13 protein-coding genes and 1 riboswitch are annotated in these 16,468 nt (G+C 45.2%); of the genes, 7 read left to right on the forward strand and 6 right to left on the reverse strand.

The features are described 5' to 3' along the window. The first annotated feature begins 28 nt into the window (after nt 1-28). Complete coding sequence (locus J4N39_RS05415; RefSeq protein ID WP_252022808.1) at nt 29-484, forward strand: outer membrane lipoprotein; 456 nt, start codon at nt 29-31, stop codon at nt 482-484. A gap of 194 nt (nt 485-678) precedes the next feature. Continuing rightward, nucleotides 679-1,980: a 3-phosphoshikimate 1-carboxyvinyltransferase gene (gene aroA, locus J4N39_RS05420; RefSeq protein WP_252022810.1), complete on the forward strand. Its 1,302-nt coding sequence runs from the start codon at nt 679-681 to the stop codon at nt 1,978-1,980. A gap of 82 nt (nt 1,981-2,062) precedes the next feature. Here the strand turns inward: aroA and J4N39_RS05425 are convergent, their stop codons facing one another. Then, nucleotides 2,063-2,314: a YciN family protein gene (locus J4N39_RS05425; RefSeq protein ID WP_252022812.1), complete on the reverse strand. Its 252-nt coding sequence runs from the start codon at nt 2,312-2,314 to the stop codon at nt 2,063-2,065. A gap of 424 nt (nt 2,315-2,738) precedes the next feature. Here J4N39_RS05425 and topA point away from each other — a divergent pair, with 424 nt between their 5' ends. From topA to J4N39_RS05450, 5 genes are all read left to right on the forward strand, one after another. Beyond that, nucleotides 2,739-5,378, forward strand: a complete 2,640-nt coding sequence (gene topA / locus J4N39_RS05430; RefSeq protein WP_252022813.1) for a type I DNA topoisomerase — start codon at nt 2,739-2,741, stop codon at nt 5,376-5,378. 148 nt (nt 5,379-5,526) lie between these two features. Next, nucleotides 5,527-8,277: an EAL domain-containing protein gene (locus J4N39_RS05435; RefSeq protein ID WP_252022815.1), complete on the forward strand. Its 2,751-nt coding sequence runs from the start codon at nt 5,527-5,529 to the stop codon at nt 8,275-8,277. 396 nt (nt 8,278-8,673) lie between these two features. Next, nucleotides 8,674-9,891: a glucose-1-phosphate adenylyltransferase gene (gene glgC / locus J4N39_RS05440; protein WP_252022818.1), complete on the forward strand. Its 1,218-nt coding sequence runs from the start codon at nt 8,674-8,676 to the stop codon at nt 9,889-9,891. Then, nucleotides 9,881-11,341: a glycogen synthase GlgA gene (gene glgA, locus J4N39_RS05445; protein ID WP_252022820.1), complete on the forward strand. Its 1,461-nt coding sequence runs from the start codon at nt 9,881-9,883 to the stop codon at nt 11,339-11,341. Before glgC ends, glgA begins: the two co-directional genes overlap by 11 nt. Nucleotides 11,342-11,497: 156 nt before the next feature. Then, nucleotides 11,498-12,292 carry an alpha/beta fold hydrolase gene (locus J4N39_RS05450; protein WP_252023633.1) on the forward strand — a complete coding sequence of 265 codons (795 nt, stop codon included), beginning with the start codon at nt 11,498-11,500 and terminating at the stop codon, nt 12,290-12,292. A 30-nt stretch (nt 12,293-12,322) separates the two neighbouring features. Here the strand turns inward: J4N39_RS05450 and J4N39_RS05455 are convergent, their stop codons facing one another. From J4N39_RS05455 to torD, 5 genes are all read right to left on the reverse strand, one after another. Beyond that, nucleotides 12,323-12,634, reverse strand: coding sequence for a putative signal transducing protein (locus J4N39_RS05455; protein ID WP_252022822.1), 312 nt, complete (start codon nt 12,632-12,634; stop codon nt 12,323-12,325). A 3-nt stretch (nt 12,635-12,637) separates the two neighbouring features. After that, on the reverse strand, nt 12,638-13,327 hold the full coding sequence (locus J4N39_RS05460) for a TVP38/TMEM64 family protein (protein WP_252023635.1): 690 nt from the start codon (nt 13,325-13,327) through the stop codon (nt 12,638-12,640). 158 nt (nt 13,328-13,485) lie between these two features. Further along, the gene (locus J4N39_RS05465; protein WP_252022824.1) at nt 13,486-14,076 is read right to left on the reverse strand and encodes a TfoX/Sxy family DNA transformation protein; all 591 of its coding nucleotides are present in this window, start codon (nt 14,074-14,076) and stop codon (nt 13,486-13,488) included. A gap of 117 nt (nt 14,077-14,193) precedes the next feature. Beyond that, a riboswitch (cyclic di-GMP riboswitch) is annotated at nt 14,194-14,286 on the reverse strand. A 163-nt stretch (nt 14,287-14,449) separates the two neighbouring features. Further along, the gene (gene purR, locus J4N39_RS05470) at nt 14,450-15,457 is read right to left on the reverse strand and encodes an HTH-type transcriptional repressor PurR (RefSeq protein WP_252022826.1); all 1,008 of its coding nucleotides are present in this window, start codon (nt 15,455-15,457) and stop codon (nt 14,450-14,452) included. Nucleotides 15,458-15,745: 288 nt separating this feature from the next. Beyond that, complete coding sequence (gene torD, locus J4N39_RS05475; RefSeq protein WP_252022828.1) at nt 15,746-16,393, reverse strand: molecular chaperone TorD; 648 nt, start codon at nt 16,391-16,393, stop codon at nt 15,746-15,748. Nucleotides 16,394-16,468: the final 75 nt, after the last annotated feature.

The raw sequence follows: 16,468 nt of genomic DNA on the forward strand, positions 1-16,468 counted from the left end.
AAGTTTGACAGTTTTTTGGAGAAGTGAAATGCGAAAGTGGCTACTTATGTTACTGGTTATACCAGTTTTTTGTTCCGCAGCCTATCAGAGAAATCAAGCACAGCCGGTAAAAGAGGTGGTTTTTGGTCAGATACAAACCGTGCGGTATATCACCCAGCAAGAGATTGTCGAATCGCAAAAAAGTGGTTGGAACACGCTCGCCGGGGCGACCATAGGTGGTCTGATTGGCAACCAATTTGGTGGAGGACATGGTAAAGAAGTCGCGACGGTAGTCGGTGCGCTGGCGGGGGCGCATATTGCCAGTAATCAAGGCCCGAGCGTCTATAAAGTGGAACACAAGCTGGTCGAGTTGCTGATCGAAACTAAGAAAGATGAACTGATTAATGTTATTCAAGACGTTGACCGCAACATGCTGTTTGAAAGTGGCGACAAGGTAAGAATTTTATATTTTGATGGCTATGTTCGTGTCGATCGTAGCTACTAGGCGCTCGAGTGACCAATATTTATCCGATAACCTCATCGAAAATGGAGGGTGAAGTATTTGCCTTAAGAAAAGTTAGGGTCAATTGGCTTTACCCCCTAGCCAAGTCTCATGTTTTTGGCTAGTCTGCAAAAACGAAAAATTTTAGCGTGCCTGTAAATTATTAATTACAGGTGTACAAAGGATGATACAAATCAATGGAAAGCCTGACATTACAACCTATCCAAGTCGTATCCGGTGAAGTTAACTTGCCCGGCTCTAAAAGTGTTTCTAACCGAGCTTTGCTGCTCGCTGCGCTAGCAAACGGTAAGACTCGTTTAACTAACCTGTTAGACAGTGACGATATTCGTCATATGTTGAATGCTTTGGAAAAGCTTGGCGTGAGCTACCAGCTTTCCGAAGACAAAACAGTCTGTGAAGTCGAAGGTTTAGCTGGAGCATTCGATGCACCGCAAGCTTTAGAGTTGTTCCTTGGCAACGCAGGTACCGCAATGCGTCCACTAGCTGCCGCACTTTGCTTAGGCGGTGGTGAGTACGTACTCACTGGTGAGCCTCGCATGAAAGAGCGTCCAATCGGCCACCTTGTTGACGCACTCGTCGATGCTGGAGCAGATGTTGAATACCTTGAAAACGATGGTTTCCCACCGCTTAAGATCAAAGGCACAGGTCTCAAAGGCGGAAAAGTGTCGATTGATGGCTCGATCTCAAGCCAGTTCCTTACGGCATTCTTGATGTCAGCGCCAATGGCTCAAGGGGATATCGAAATTGAGATTGAAGGCGAATTGGTATCTAAGCCATACATCGATATTACTTTGCATATCATGAAGCAATTTGGTGTTGAGGTCGAAAACCAAGATTACAAACGTTTTGTGGTTAAAGCGGGTCAAATTTACCAAGCACCAGGTGATTTCTTAGTGGAAGGCGATGCTTCATCGGCGTCTTATTTCTTGGCTGCTGCTGCAATTAAAGGTGGCGAGATCAAGGTTACTGGTATTGGTAAAAACAGTATCCAAGGTGACATTCAATTTGCCGATGCTCTTGAGAAAATGGGTGCTGAAATTGAGTGGGGAGATGACTACGTGATCTCTCGTAAAGGCGAACTGAAGGCAGTGGATATGGACTACAACCACATCCCTGATGCAGCAATGACTATCGCCACGACAGCTCTGTTTGCCGAAGGCACGACCGCAATCCGTAACGTGTACAACTGGCGCGTAAAAGAGACTGATCGTCTATCAGCGATGGCGACAGAATTGCGTAAAGTGGGTGCAGAAGTGGAAGAGGGTGAAGATTACATCATCATTAACCCACCTAAGCAGCTAACTCATGCTGCAATCGATACCTACGATGACCACCGTATGGCGATGTGCTTCTCACTGGTGGCGTTAAGCGATACGCCTGTGACTATCAATGATCCTAAGTGTACGTCTAAGACGTTCCCGGATTATTTTGATAAGCTGGAAGGGTTGAAGGGCGGGACGGCTGCGCCTAAGGGTTAAAGGAACGGCTGCGCCTAAGGGCTAAAGGGAAAATCAAAAAATGGTTAATTTTTTGTTTTCGAACCTTTAGCCCTTAATCCCTTTAACCCTTCAACGTAAACTCTTTAGAAAGCTGAATCGCAAGATACTTAAACATGTTGAAAACTGCGGTAGTTTTCTCTGTTGGCAGGCCTTTGTCATCTAAAAAGAAATTGCCTTTAAAAATCAGTACGCCTTCTTTTTCTTCTACAGAGTCAGCACGCATTCCGTCGATGTAGTCATCGTGCTCTTGCATTACATTGTTGGCAATTAGAAGTAGGTCAAATTCGCTAATTGCTTTCTTAGCTTCACTCATAATCTTTCTCTGCTTTACTCAAAAGGTAGTTAATTTTGTCATGCAAGCATTGGCTTGCAGATTTAGGCGCATTTTTAACTCGCCAACAAGAAAAATTCAAGTCTCTAACACCTTGGACGAATAAAAGAGTGTCGCTAACAGGGCTAGACAAGCGCCTGATTTTGAGGGTAACAATAATAAGAGTTTTTGTGAGCAATCACGAATAACCGTCTATTTCTCTAGTTTATCTATTGATGAATCATTAGTATGGCGGCGTTTAATTTCTGCCGATAGTGTTTTCATTGCTGATGAGACGAGCAGTTGAGAGCGATTTGTCAAAAACAGGTTGACCTTCTCGAAAACTCGCACAATAGTAAAAAAAGAAGAAACGTATCAGTATGGTATGCGCTAAATTGCGCAGTCTAATGGGGACGATTGAGTCAATATGGGTAAATCTCTAGTAATAGTGGAGTCACCTGCCAAAGCGAAAACTATTAACAAGTACCTTGGCAAAGACTTCATTGTAAAGTCGAGTGTGGGTCACGTACGTGATCTGCCTACGGCTGGCCAGAGCAGCGGCACGAAAGCTGCGGCCATTTCAACCAAGGGTATGAGCCCTGAAGAGAAAGCTCGTATCAAGAAAGAAAAAGATCGCAAAGCACTGATCAAAAAGATGGGCATTGACCCATACAATGGCTGGGAACCTAACTACCAGATCCTGCCGGGTAAAGAAAAAGTCGTTGCGGAGCTACAGAAACTTGCGAAAGACGCTGACCACGTTTATCTCGCAACCGATTTGGACCGCGAGGGAGAAGCTATTGCGTGGCACCTTCGTGAGATCATCGGTGGCGATGAAGAACGTTACAAGCGCGTTGTATTCAACGAAATTACCAAAAATGCTATCCAACAAGCGTTCGAAACTCCGGGCGAGCTGAACATGGATGGTGTTAATGCTCAGCAAGCACGTCGCTTTATGGACCGTGTTGTGGGCTTTATGGTGTCACCTCTACTTTGGAAAAAAGTAGCGCGTGGTCTATCAGCAGGTCGTGTACAGTCGGTAGCCGTGAAGCTACTGGTTGAACGTGAGCGTGAGATCAACGCATTTATCCCTGAAGAGTTCTGGGATATCCATGCTGACACCAAAACGGCATCTCAAGCAGACTTCCGACTATTAGTGGCGCAGAAGAACGGCTCGGCGTTTAAGCCAGTGAACCAGCAGCAGGCCGACGAAGCGGTTACGGTACTTAAAAGCGCTGACTACGAAGTTTGTAAGCGTGAAGATCGCCCAACCAGCAGTAAGCCATCAGCACCATACATCACCTCAACACTGCAGCAAGCGGCGAGTACTCGTCTAGGCTATGGTGTTAAGAAGACCATGATGCTGGCTCAGCGCCTCTATGAGGGGGGTTACATCACTTATATGCGTACTGACTCGACTAACTTGAGTTCAGAGGCTGTAGACGCGGTACGTGGCTTTATCGGTTCTGAGTTTGGTGATGATTATCTACCAGCGAAACCGCTAAAATACGGTAGCAAAGAGGGTGCGCAAGAAGCGCACGAAGCGATCCGTCCATCAAGCGTTGAAGTAAAAGTTGATGACCTACAAGGTATGGAAGCGGACGCTCACAAACTTTACCAGCTAATCTGGAACCAGTTTGTTGCCTGTCAGATGACACCTGCGAAGTACGATTCAACGACACTAAGTGTGAAAGCTGCGGAGTTTACCTTAAAGGCGAAAGGTCGAATCCTTAAGTTTGATGGTTGGACTCGAGTACAGCGTCCACTGGGTAAAAATGAAGATCAGATCCTGCCTGCGGTACAAATCGGCGACAAGTTAACGCTTGAAGCGCTCGATCCAAAGCAGCACTTCACCAAGCCACCAGCACGCTTCACTGAAGCGGCGCTAGTTAAAGAGCTTGAGAAGAAAGGCATTGGTCGTCCATCGACTTACGCATCAATCATCTCAACCATCCAAGATCGTGGCTATGTAAAAGTTGAGCAGCGTCGTTTCTATGCTGAAAAGATGGGTGAGATCGTTTCAGACCGTCTTGATGATAGCTTCAATGACCTGATGAACTACGACTTCACCGCGCGTATGGAAGAGAAACTCGACCAGATCGCTGAAGGTGAAGCGGTATGGAAAGGCGTACTGGATAACTTCTTTGCAGACTTCACTTCAGATCTAGAAAAGGCTGAACTGGATGAAGCAGAAGGCGGCATGCGTCCAAACAACATTGTTGAAACAGACATCGAGTGTCCGACCTGTGGTCGTAATATGGGCATCCGTACTGCATCAACAGGCGTATTCCTGGGCTGTTCTGGTTACGCACTGCCACCTAAAGAGCGTTGTAAGACAACCATCAACCTAGGTGACGAAGAGGGCATCATCAACGTACTTGAAGAAGACGTTGAAACTGCAGCACTACGTGCGAAAAAGCGTTGTCCTAAGTGTGAAACGGCGATGGATGCGTACCTAATTGACGAAAAGCGTAAGCTACACGTTTGTGGTAACAACCCGAACTGTGATGGTTACATCGTTGAAAAAGGTGAGTTCAAAGTTAAAGGTTACGATGGCCCTGTCGTTGAATGTGACAAGTGTGGCTCTGACATGGAGCTGAAAAACGGTCGCTTCGGTAAATACATGGACTGTACCAGCGCCGATTGTAAAAACACGCGTAAAATCCTGAAAAACGGTGAAGTCGCTCCACCAAAAGAAGACCCAGTGCACTTCCCTGAGCTTCCGTGTGAAAACTCAGATGCGTACTTTGTACTTCGCGATGGTGCGTCAGGTCTGTTTATGGCAGCAAGTAACTTCCCGAAATCGCGTGAAACACGTGCGCCGCTTGTCGCTGAGCTTGTGCAGTACAAAGAACGTATTTCTGATAAGTTCAAGTACCTGACAACCGCACCTACTGAGGATCCAGACGGTCGTCCGACCGTGGTTCGATTTAGTCGTAAGACCAAAGAGAACTATGTTCGCTCAGAAGAAAACGGTAAGCCATCAGGCTGGACTGCGCTATACATTGACGGTAAATGGGAAATTACCGACAAACGCAAGAAGCCTAAAGCGGAAAGCAAAGCCTAACAAATCGACAAAGCAGCCTGAATTGGCTGCTTTTTTTTACATCAAATCTGTGTAATGTCGCAACGCCAACTCTCCTTGAATGCGCTATGGTTAATTCATACTAAAGAAAAAAATAAAACAGAATTAACGTCAGTCGCGAGGAAGTTGAGTGAAATTAAAGGGCTCACTAAAAGCACGTCTTATAGCAATCACGTTCACCGCATTACTACCCGCTATAGGCATCATCCTAGCTAATACATGGTTTCAGTTCACCTATGAACGAGGCAAGGTGTTTGAACATGCCGATCTCGTCGCTAAATCACTGCTTGATGAACAACTGGAAATCATCACTAATACCAAGCATTTTTTGATTGCTTTGAGTCGCCGTCAAGAACTGCAAGATACTCATTCGGCGCAGTGTATTGAGGCGGTGCGAGAGGGGGTCGAGCTAAACCCTTATGTGGTCAATATTGGTGTGCCGGACATCAATGGTGATCTTAACTGTAACGCAACACCCCTTAATCGTAAGGTCAATGTGGCGGACAGGCCCTACATTCGTGCGGCTATGGACAGAAGAATGTTCTCTATTGGTCAATTTCAAACTGACCGTGCTGCTGGTGTCACGTCGATCAATTTTGCCTACCCTGTCTACCGCCGAGAGGGTGGGATTGTAGGAGCCGTTGTTGCAGTCGTATCACTCAATTGGTGGAGCGAGAGACTCGCTAAAGCTGATCTTCCTCCTCAGACCGTCGGTCTAATCATAGATGCCAACAACCAAGTGATTGCCTCCCATTATGGTTCACTGATCAGTAATGAAATGGAGGTTCTCAGCGGCAGTGAATTGGACCTTTCGAATTCAGGGACGTTTGAGTTTACCGATAATGATGGCATCGATCGTCTAGCTGTCAGTCGGCCACTATTTGTTGATAACTCTTATGCGGGAGTGAGGTTCGTTATCTCGATGCCCGCAGATCTCGCCTATCAGCCAGTATATACCTCACTAACTCGCAACATCGCTTTGCTTGGTCTTGGCTATGTGCTTTTTATTCTGCTGCTATGGTGGGGCTTTGCTAACAATATTATAAAGCCGATTTTTTCGTTGCTGAAAACCTCTAAGAGCTTCGTTGATCGCGCTGACAAAAATGTCGGTGGGCAATTGGGGCAGTTAAATGACTTCTATGTGCGATTCAAACACACACTGGAATACCAAGAAGAGCTTAAAAATCAGCTCGAAGTGAGCGAAATAGAACTGACGCAAACATGCCAGCGCTTGAGTAACTTACTCGACCACCTGCCATTTGGCGTTATCGAATGGGATAAAGACCTTTTAATCACACGTTGGTCTCCAGAGTGCGAGCGAGTTTTCTATACTCCAGAGAGTGAAGTGTCTGGCACTAATATTAGTCAGCTTCCATTGCTAATAAAGCCCCAATTTTTAAGTTTTGAGCAAGACCTGCTCGAATTACAATCGGGAAAACGCAGCGCAGTGACTTGTGAAACCAAGTTGTGTATCGAAAATATCGTTGAGAAAGATCTAAGCTGGCGATTGGTGGGTATTTATGACCAGCAACAAGCGTTCACTGGCGTACTTGGTATGTTCGAAAACGTCACTAAACAAGTCGAGTATCAACGTGAACTCGAGTATCACGCTAAGTTTGATACATTAACTGGTTTACCTAACCGCTACTCAGCACTGCTCGAGATATCTCAACGTATTGAGCGTGAAGAAGCCTGTAGTGTTATTTTGTTTGATATTCAGGATCTAAAACGAATCAACGATCATTTTGGCCATGAGATGGGGGATATGCTTTTGGTCGAATTGGCGGAGCGATTGTCTAAGCGCCTTGACCCAGACGAATCCTTATTCCGCTGGGGAGGCAATGAATACCTGTTGATGGTACCACTGGTTAATGTAGAGATGATCACTGCGCGTATTGCCCAGTATCGAGCTTGGTTTGCCAAACCTGTGGTCATAGGGCACAGGACTCATGTAACACAAGTGATTGTAGGTGTAGCGACTTCTAAAGAGCAATTTGATGCCGCTAGTGACATTATCCGCTGTGCGGATATAGCGGTCTACTTTGCTAAAGCTGATCGTCAAATCACTCGTTTCTATGAACCCGAGATGACTAAATTAGGTAGCGCTCAGTTTGAACTGCAAGCTGAGCTAAATACCGCATTAGAGAAAGACGAGTTCTTCCTGGTCTTTCAGCCGATCTTAAACAGCGATACAGAGGTGATAGAGTCTGCAGAAGCTTTATTACGTTGGCGGCATCCTGACAGAGGGGTGGTACCACCGAATGAGTTCATACCAGTCGCAGAGGATACTGGGCTCATCGTGCCGATCGGCGAGTGGGTGATTGAACAAGCGGTGAAGCAGATTGTTGTGTGGCGAGCGATGGGGTCAGAGATAAAAGATATTTCAGTCAACGTTTCGACACTTCAACTCAATGACCCATCACTTGTGACATATATATCCGGCGCTTTGGAACGACATCACTGCGATCCAAATTGGCTAACTATTGAGGTCACCGAGACCGCATTACTCGCAGGACAGAAGGAGGCACTAGATAAAATTGACCAATTGAGAAAGCTAGGCATCAAAATTGCTTTAGATGATTTTGGGACAGGTTATTCGAGCCTCAGTTATCTCAATCAACTCCCACTCGATAAATTGAAAGTGGATAGGAGTTTCATCAGCCAAATAGGCTCGGACGACAAACAAGTATTGTTAGATGCCATTTTCCTAATAGCTCATGGACTTAAGCTCAAAGTGGTTGCTGAGGGTATTGAGACTCAAGCTCAACATCAGTATTTGCTAAGTCGAAATTGTGAGTATCTCCAAGGCTACTACTTCGGCAAGCCCGTAGAAAAAAGACAATTTGATCGTTTACTAAGCAGTGAAAGATGCACTAAATGAGTGCAATGTTGCACCATATTAACCAAATAGAAACACAATCGACACAAAAAAAGTTTAGTTTGGTTTGACCAGAATAAAACGCTAATTTAGTGATTGTAATTGCATATAATTTTCGCTAAAAATGGTGCATTAAAGCGCATTACATCAAGTATAGAGGTCTGCTGGATGCGCAAAAAACGACCTCTCTAAAGGAAATTACGCTTAGTTTGCCGAAATTTGTATTTATCTCCCTACAAAAATAGGGGATAAGGCCTCATTTCTTTCAAATTGGGCTCACGGTGTGGGCAACAATCCCCTCGCTAGAAGTTCATGGATCGGACTCATTCTCCTCTCTACAAGCTTCTACACCTGTTGTTCACACTGATGTGAATAAAATATAAATATGGAGATATAAAAATGGCTGGTGTTTTAGGTATGATTCTCGCAGGTGGCGAAGGCTCCCGTTTACGTCCACTGACAGAATCACGTAGTAAACCCTCGGTACCTTTCGGCGGCAGTTACCGTCTGATCGATTTCGCTTTAAACAACTTTGTAAATGCTGACCTAATGCGTATCTATGTCCTGACGCAGTTTAAGTCGCAGTCACTATACCTTCATATGAAAAAGGGTTGGAACCTATCAGGTATTACCGACCGCTTCATCGATCCAGTACCTGCGCAAATGCGTGATGGTAAGCGCTGGTATGAAGGCACCGCAGATGCTATCTATCAAAATATTCGCTTTATTGAACTGGCTAACCCAGACCAAGTGGCTATCTTTGGTTCGGACCACATCTATAAGATGGATATCCGTCAAATGCTTGATTTCCATAAACGAATGGAAGCGAAGTTGACCGTATCTGCGATTCGTATGCCACTTGAAGAAGCATCAGAATTTGGTGTTATTGAAGTCGATGCGAGCGGTAAGATGATCGGATTCCAAGAAAAACCTGAGAATCCTAAATCTATCCCAGGTTCCCCAAATGAAGCACTGGTTTCTATGGGTAACTACATTTTTGATTCAGAAGCCTTGTGCGCTGAACTACGTGTTGATGCGGAGAACGAGAACTCCAGCCATGACTTTGGTAAAGACATCATTCCTAAGATGTTCCCAGAGGGTGAGGTTTACGTTTATGACTTCTCAACCAACAAGATCAGCGGCGAAAAAGATACGACGTACTGGCGCGATGTAGGTACTATCGATTCTTACTGGGCGGCGCACATGGATCTTCTTGAGCAAGATCCTAAGTTCTCACTTTACAACCGTAGCTGGCCGCTACACACCTACTACCCACCACTTCCACCGGCAACATTCGTCGATGCTCAAGAGCGAAAAGTAAAAGTGACTGACAGCTTGATTGCAGGTGGTAGTTACGTTCAGGGCTCAGAAATCTATAAATCTGTTTTGGGCTATCGAAGCAACGTTGCGGCAGGTTCACATATTAGCGAATCGATCCTTTTAGGTGATACCAAAGTTGGTGCAGGATGTACGATTCGCCGAGCAATTATTGATAAAGATGTAGAAATCGCTCCAGGGACTGTTATCGGTGAAGATCTAGAGCTAGATCGTAAGCGTTTCCACGTATCACCTGACGGTATCGTAGTTATTAAGAAAGGATCGAAAATTGGATTCTAAACTAAATATTTGGTTTACAGTTTCCGAAGCTGAAGGGCTAGTAAAAAGTGGTGGCTTGGCAGATGTTGCCAAGGCACTGCCGAAAGCGCTTCAAAACCTTGGCCACGATGTGGCCATTGTTATTCCAGCCTATCAAAAACTTCCAGGCAAATCGGAAGCTGAAATCGTACTTCATACAGAGCTAGATTACTGGCCACACATTCAATACAGCGTAAGAAAGTTAGCCTTAGATGGTGTCACTGTATTCGCTGTCGAGTGTGATAAGTATTTTGACCGCCCAGAACTATATGCAGAAGCCAATGAAGCATACCCAGATAATGGTGAGCGCTTTGGTTTCTTTGCTTCAGCAGCATTGGACATGATCCCTAAACTGGGCGTACGTCCAGACATTGTTCATGCGAATGACTGGCACACTGGATTGGTGCCATTTTTGTTGAAAACACGTTACGAGCACGACTCAAGATACCAGCCAATTAAGAGTGTTTTGACGGTTCACAATGCTATTTTCAAGGGGATCTACTCTTATCACGACTTGGAGATCATTCCTGAACTTAACTTGTCTGGAATGGAGCACCTTAGATACGGTGAAAACTGCATCAGTATGCTTCGAGCAGGGGTGAACCACGCAGATAAAGTTAACGCAGTAAGCCCTAATTACGCATCAGAACTGATGACTGCTTTGGGCTCACACGGCATGGTGGATGATTTTGTCCATCGAAGTGCGGATCTTTATGGCATCTTGAACGGCTGTGATTACAGCGAGTGGAACCCTCAAACGGACAAACACATCGATACCCACTTTGGTATTGAAAACATGCTTGAAGGTAAAGCGGCTAACAAATCTGCCCTGCAAGGGGAAGTGGGATTGCCGAAACAGTCTTTGCCAATGTACGGTATGGTGTGCCGATTGACACACCAAAAAGGTTTCCACTACTTATTGCCAATTTTGCGCCAATTCCTGCTCAATGACGTGCAGTTGGTTATTGTGGGCACTGGCGAACCGGAAGTCGCAAAGAACCTTCATCAAATAGCCTCAGAATTTCCTGACAAATTTGCGTTTGTGGAAGCGTACAACAATCGACTTGCACACCTCGTGGAAGCAGGAAGTGACTTCTTCTTGATGCCATCGGAATTCGAAGCTTGTGGTTTGAATCAAATCTACAGCATGGCCTATGGCACATTGCCTATCGTGCGCGCTGTTGGTGGATTAAAAGATACGGTCACTGACTTTGACCAAGATCGAGCAAATGCAACAGGTTTTTGTTTTGATGATCCAGAGCCTTACGCCTTGCTGGCTGTCATGCAGCGTTCATTGATTGTTTATTTGCAACACCCGGAGCAAATTCAATCGATTCAACGTAACGCCATGGAAAGAGACTTTAGTTGGGAGGATTCAGCCAAGGAATACTTGGCAATGTATCACTCTGCAATGGTGAGTCATCGCCATTAAGCAAAAAAACTCATGTAAAGCCTCCTTAACTGGAGGCTTTTTTGTAACATTTTGCTAGGCTTTATAAATAGGCGAGGGCTGGGTTAGTCATACAAATTGTGCTAGGCTTCTTGCTCTGATTTTTCATACCAACCGATTTATCAATATTTAATGACCATGGCTGAAAACTTGCTATTTCACAAAACATATCGACATGCCACCAGCGATGAATGGGTGGTATTTGTGCATGGGGCAGGAGGAAGCTCTTCGATTTGGTTTAAGCAGATCAAAGCTTACCGCCAACACTTTAATTTGCTCTTAGTAGACCTTCGTGGTCATGGTCGTTCAAATCAGCTAATCAAAGACATCATTTCCAGCGAGTACACTTTTAAAGATGTATCTCAAGATGTGCTTAAAGTGCTCGATCACCTCAAAATTCAATCGGCACATTTTGTTGGTATGTCGTTGGGTACTATTATCGTCCGTAGCTTGGCAGAGCAAGCTTCGGAGCGCGTGAAATCAATGGTGCTTGGTGGCGCTGTGACCCGTTTTAACGCTCGTTCTCAATTCTTGGTCAAGGTGGGCGATCTTAGTAAGCACATGATCCCATACATGTGGCTTTATCGTCTGTTCGCATTTATTGTGATGCCACAACGAAGCCAGAAAGAATCACGACACTTGTTTATTCGAGAAGCGAAGAAGCTGTGTCAGAAGGAGTTCAAACGCTGGTACACGCTTGCCGCTGACGTTAATCCTCTGATGAAGTATTTCAAGGATAAAGACATTTCTATCCCGACGCTCTACCTTATGGGTGATAGAGATTACATGTTTATCCAGCCAGTGAAAGAGATGGTGAGAGTGCACAATGAAAGTATGCTGGTAGAAATTCCAGACTGCGGGCATGTGTGTAATGTGGAGAAGCCTGAAGAGTTTAATCAGGCCTCGATTGCTTTCATCCAGCGATTCGCTTGATATAGTCTGACAGCTGCAATCTGCATCGCTTTACTCTAGCGCCTGACCGCAATTCCAGCAGATAGAAAACTGAGCCTCAATCCACTCGTTACACTGACGGCAGCGCCAATCTGGTGCTGCCGTTGTTTGTTTAGCTTGAAACTCATTAATGATGCTTTGCGCTGCTAACTCTCGCTCTGTGTCAAACAGCCACACGTAAGGCTCGCTGTCTTCCCCAAAAGGCAGCTCCCCCTGCAAGCCAAACAGTCCTTCACCTCGCACTTCGGCTCGAATATCCCTAGATTTTAGCAATTCGCAAACAATGTGTGCCTCTGGTGGGGTTGCCGCAATGTAGATTTTCATCAGTTACCCCGCAGAAGTGCCACTCGGTACAGCTCTGAACTTACCTAGAATCCACTTCGCAGCCATCGGGAACACGCCTAACAGAGCAAAAGATACGAGCACAGCAGGTGAGACAATCCCTGACAAGGTTTCAATCTGAGCTAGCTGAGTACCCGCATTCACGTACACAGCAGTGCCTGCTAACATACCAATTTGAGAAACGATGTAGAATTTTGCCACGGAAATAGGTGTCAGTCCCATCACCAAGTTAATCAGGAAGAATGGAAATACAGGGATCAGACGTAACGAGAAGAGATAAAAAGCGCCATCTCGCTCAACCCCTTTATTAATCGCATCAAGTTTGCTGCCAAACTTCTCCTGAACCCAATCTTTTAGCAAGTAACGACTACTTAAAAAGGCCAATGTTGCCCCTAGTGTGCTGGCAAAGGAAACCAGCAGTAAGCCAGTTCCAAAACCAAACAGCGCTCCTGCGAGCAAAGTCACCACAGCTGCGCCGGGAATTGAAAGGGCAGTGATAGCCACATAAGCAAAGAAATAGCTGCCAGCAGCGATCAAGAAGTTTTCTTGGATAAAGGCACTTAATTGCGCTTGTTGTGCTTTGGCGTTGTCTAGTGTCAGTAATGGGCCAAACTTGATACCAAGGAAAATTATGGTGCCAAGTAACACCACACCTAAGATCAGTTTTTTGTTGATGGCGAGTTTCATGATGAGCTTCCCTTTCAAATTCTATTAAACAGTATGACAGGGAAATAGGATTTTTTCTTTCAAGCTAAATAGAACGAGTAGCTATAATAAATTCAGACAGATAGCAAAAGGGCTAACAGTTGACCGTTAGCCCTTGAAGGAAACAGTTAGTTGATTTGTTGTAGTAGCTCATCACGGCGTGCTTGAGGAACTACCGACCAATGGCTTCCTTTAATCGCCCCTTCGAGTGCCCACAGTAATTCGTGTCCTGGTGCGGTCGATTGACTGGCGCGAATGGCTAAGTAAGCTTTCGCTGCGCCTTGGCGATGCAACTCTTCAACACTGTTGATGCCCGCTTTTTTCAGCATGCGTTCAGAAGCCAACCGTAAATTGGGTAAATCTTTAAGGCGTGTCGGTTTAGCTTGAGCTTGTTGCTGCTTTTCTTGACGAGCAATGGAGAGTGCGTGTGTTGCTTCTGCGAATATATCGCTCGGATTCTGCCACTGCTCTTGAGGCACGGCAAAATATTTGGTCACGACAGGAAAGCCGCGCTTTTTGTATACGTAGGGCTCAAGGCCTTGTTCACGATAGTATTGTGCTTTGACGCTGTCTGCTCGAATGTAGAGGGTTTCACCTACCACAAGTGCGAACATGACTTCATCGGCAAACACGCCAAATCCGCCAAACATTGAGCGAGACTTTATTGTCCCTAACGCTTCGAATAATCTCAGCGAGTCTTTTAAAACTGGTTTATCCATGCTGTGAGTCTCGGTTTAGAAGTTAAGCCACTAAATTTCAGGTCCGAGAAATTAGCAAATCGATGCACATCTAAGAGTGTTCATTCAAACACTTGTAGGAAGGTTTGCATATTTGCCATCGGCAACCCCGCTACCATTTCAAACAAATCCGTTTGAGTTAGGCCGGAAGCTTTGCGTCCCATTTTTTCAAATGGTTTGCCCTGTGCGTGACACGATATATCCAATGTAACGAAGTCAGTTAAATTGCACCTGACTTAGTCAAATCATAGTGAAAAGGCGGAATAAACATCACAATTAGCTCTCCTTAATGTGATCTTGATTCAAATAAAAGCACGCTTGATGCGTGCTTTGTTTCACTTAGGTTTTCGAGATCTTAGTTCAATTTCTGAACTGATTTTCGTTCTACGAGTTCTGGTTGCATTTCGAAAACTCGACGCTCGTGCTCTTTGTCTTTGATTCGCTGAAGTAGCAGTTCAAATGCCGTCTTACCAACACGACGTTTTGGTTGGTGAACCGTAGTCAAAGGTGGCGAGAAGTAACCAGAAAGGTCGATGTTGTCGTAACCGATCACAGACACGTCTTCAGGCACTTTAATGCCTTTCTCTTGGAGGCGGCTCATCAAGCCCAATGCCATTGTGTCGTTAAAACAGAATACCGCTGTTGGGCGCTCTTCACCCATAGCAATAATCTTATCGGCAGCCAGCACCGCGGTGTCACACTCGAAGTTACCTTCAATGATCTTGCTGTCATCGCTTGGCAGGCCCGCTTTGTCCATCGCACGACGAAAGCCTGCGATGCGCTCTTTACAAGCCGCTTTTTCTAAGTGGCCTGATAGGCACATGATGTTGGTGTGGCCATTTTCGATCAGGTATTGCGTCGCTAGATAACCCCCTTCTTCAGAGTTATCAATGATCTTATCTGCACCAGAGCTTTCTGGGCCCCAGTCCATCACCACTTTAGGGATGTCGGCGTGCGAATCGAGCATTTGATGCAACTCTTCTGTCAAATCTGAACACATCACCAAGATGCCATCGACGCGTTTCTCCGCTAGCATGCGAATATAGTCACGCTGCTTTTCGTAGATACCACCAGTATTACATAGGATCAAAGTGTAGCCTTGACGGTAACAATAGCTTTCTACACCGTCGACAACTTCACTGAAAAATGGGTTAGTGGATTGGGTTACCAGCATGCCAATGGTACGAGTCGAGTTACATTTCAAACTACGAGCAACCGCACTTGGGGCATAGTTAAGTTCTTTAACCGCTTTGTTTACTTTCTCTTGAGTAGCTTCAGCAACAAAGCGAGTTTTATTAATTACGTGCGAAACCGTCGTGGTAGAAACTCCAGCAAGACGCGCAACATCTTTAATAGTGGCCATAAGGTTATCCTGAGTTAGCGAATGAGCGATGGTTTGTCATGGGTTTACGCCAAAAACGCACCGAATGGTTAGCTATGGCTCATCGCTAGAATCACATGTACCAAAAACACAAAAACCGCCTATGAACAGCGGTTTACGTTGTTTTCATCTAGAAATCATTTTTTTATCGTTTGCGTTCACAATTTTAGCCCCATATTTGGGGGCTGACAATCACTAATATGCTGATTACTTATTTACAGCTCACACAATATTATAATTTTTTCTAGATTTGATACACCGAACAAGACGCTACTCACCCGATAGGTATTGGCTATCTAACGCCAAAAAGTCAATTAATAGCGTAGAAACTGCGGCGTAAAATCCATACTCGTCGTTGTCTTTGCATGCTTTTACAAACTTAGGCAGCCAGTTAAGTAACTTGTTATTAATAAACTCTTTTTGCTCGGCGAGCGCTTGTTCGAATGCGTCTTCGTCTTCGATTTGGTTAGATTGAATGATGAGATTGCCCAAAAAGTCGAGTTCGACGGCTAAGTGGTCTGCAGGCTCGTTGAAGCCCTCCTGCATACCAATGCCTTTTTCATTCATCAATGCCGCCATTTCTTGTGCAGGAACGTCATTGAGCAGACCAGATTTCCCGACATAGATTGAGGCGTAAGGCAGTGCACCGCCTTTATCTGAGGTAAGAAACAGGTCACAAAAGTCAGCGGCCAACTCAAGTTGTGCATCTTCTCTGTCTTGCAATTTATTCAGGCAGTCAATCAGTGCGCTTGCAGACGTGCTAAGCTTGTCGTTGCTTGCCAGACCTTGAATAAAGGCGCGAATGTCCGCGCTGTGGTAGGCATCAAGTTCTTTGTCTGTCAGTTCAGCAGCAAATAGGCTTGATAGCCACCAATAAATTTCGGCACGCTTTTCATTAAATTGTTTGGTTTCTTGCATGATAGCTTAGCTCCTAAGGCATTGATGCAACGATTATAGCGCATCAAAATGAACAGCATCCGCACAAATTAAGAC

The sequence above is a fragment of the Vibrio sp. SCSIO 43136 genome (assembly GCF_023716565.1).
Lineage (GTDB): Bacteria > Pseudomonadota > Gammaproteobacteria > Enterobacterales > Vibrionaceae > Vibrio.

What these genes read in the sequence shown, in the direction of transcription:
- J4N39_RS05415 (WP_252022808.1), top strand. Translation starts at nt 29, where the DNA reads ATGCGAAAGTGGCTACTTATGTTACTGGTTATACCAGTTTTTTGTTCC.
- topA (WP_252022813.1), top strand. Translation starts at nt 2,739, where the DNA reads ATGGGTAAATCTCTAGTAATAGTGGAGTCACCTGCCAAAGCGAAAACT.
- torD (WP_252022828.1), bottom strand. Translation starts at nt 16,393, where the DNA reads ATGCAAGAAACCAAACAATTTAATGAAAAGCGTGCCGAAATTTATTGG.
- purR (WP_252022826.1), bottom strand. Translation starts at nt 15,457, where the DNA reads ATGGCCACTATTAAAGATGTTGCGCGTCTTGCTGGAGTTTCTACCACG.
- J4N39_RS05455 (WP_252022822.1), bottom strand. Translation starts at nt 12,634, where the DNA reads ATGAAAATCTACATTGCGGCAACCCCACCAGAGGCACACATTGTTTGC.
- aroA (WP_252022810.1), top strand. Translation starts at nt 679, where the DNA reads ATGGAAAGCCTGACATTACAACCTATCCAAGTCGTATCCGGTGAAGTT.
- J4N39_RS05425 (WP_252022812.1), bottom strand. Translation starts at nt 2,314, where the DNA reads ATGAGTGAAGCTAAGAAAGCAATTAGCGAATTTGACCTACTTCTAATT.
- glgC (WP_252022818.1), top strand. Translation starts at nt 8,674, where the DNA reads ATGGCTGGTGTTTTAGGTATGATTCTCGCAGGTGGCGAAGGCTCCCGT.
- J4N39_RS05465 (WP_252022824.1), bottom strand. Translation starts at nt 14,076, where the DNA reads ATGGATAAACCAGTTTTAAAAGACTCGCTGAGATTATTCGAAGCGTTA.
- J4N39_RS05450 (WP_252023633.1), top strand. Translation starts at nt 11,498, where the DNA reads ATGGCTGAAAACTTGCTATTTCACAAAACATATCGACATGCCACCAGC.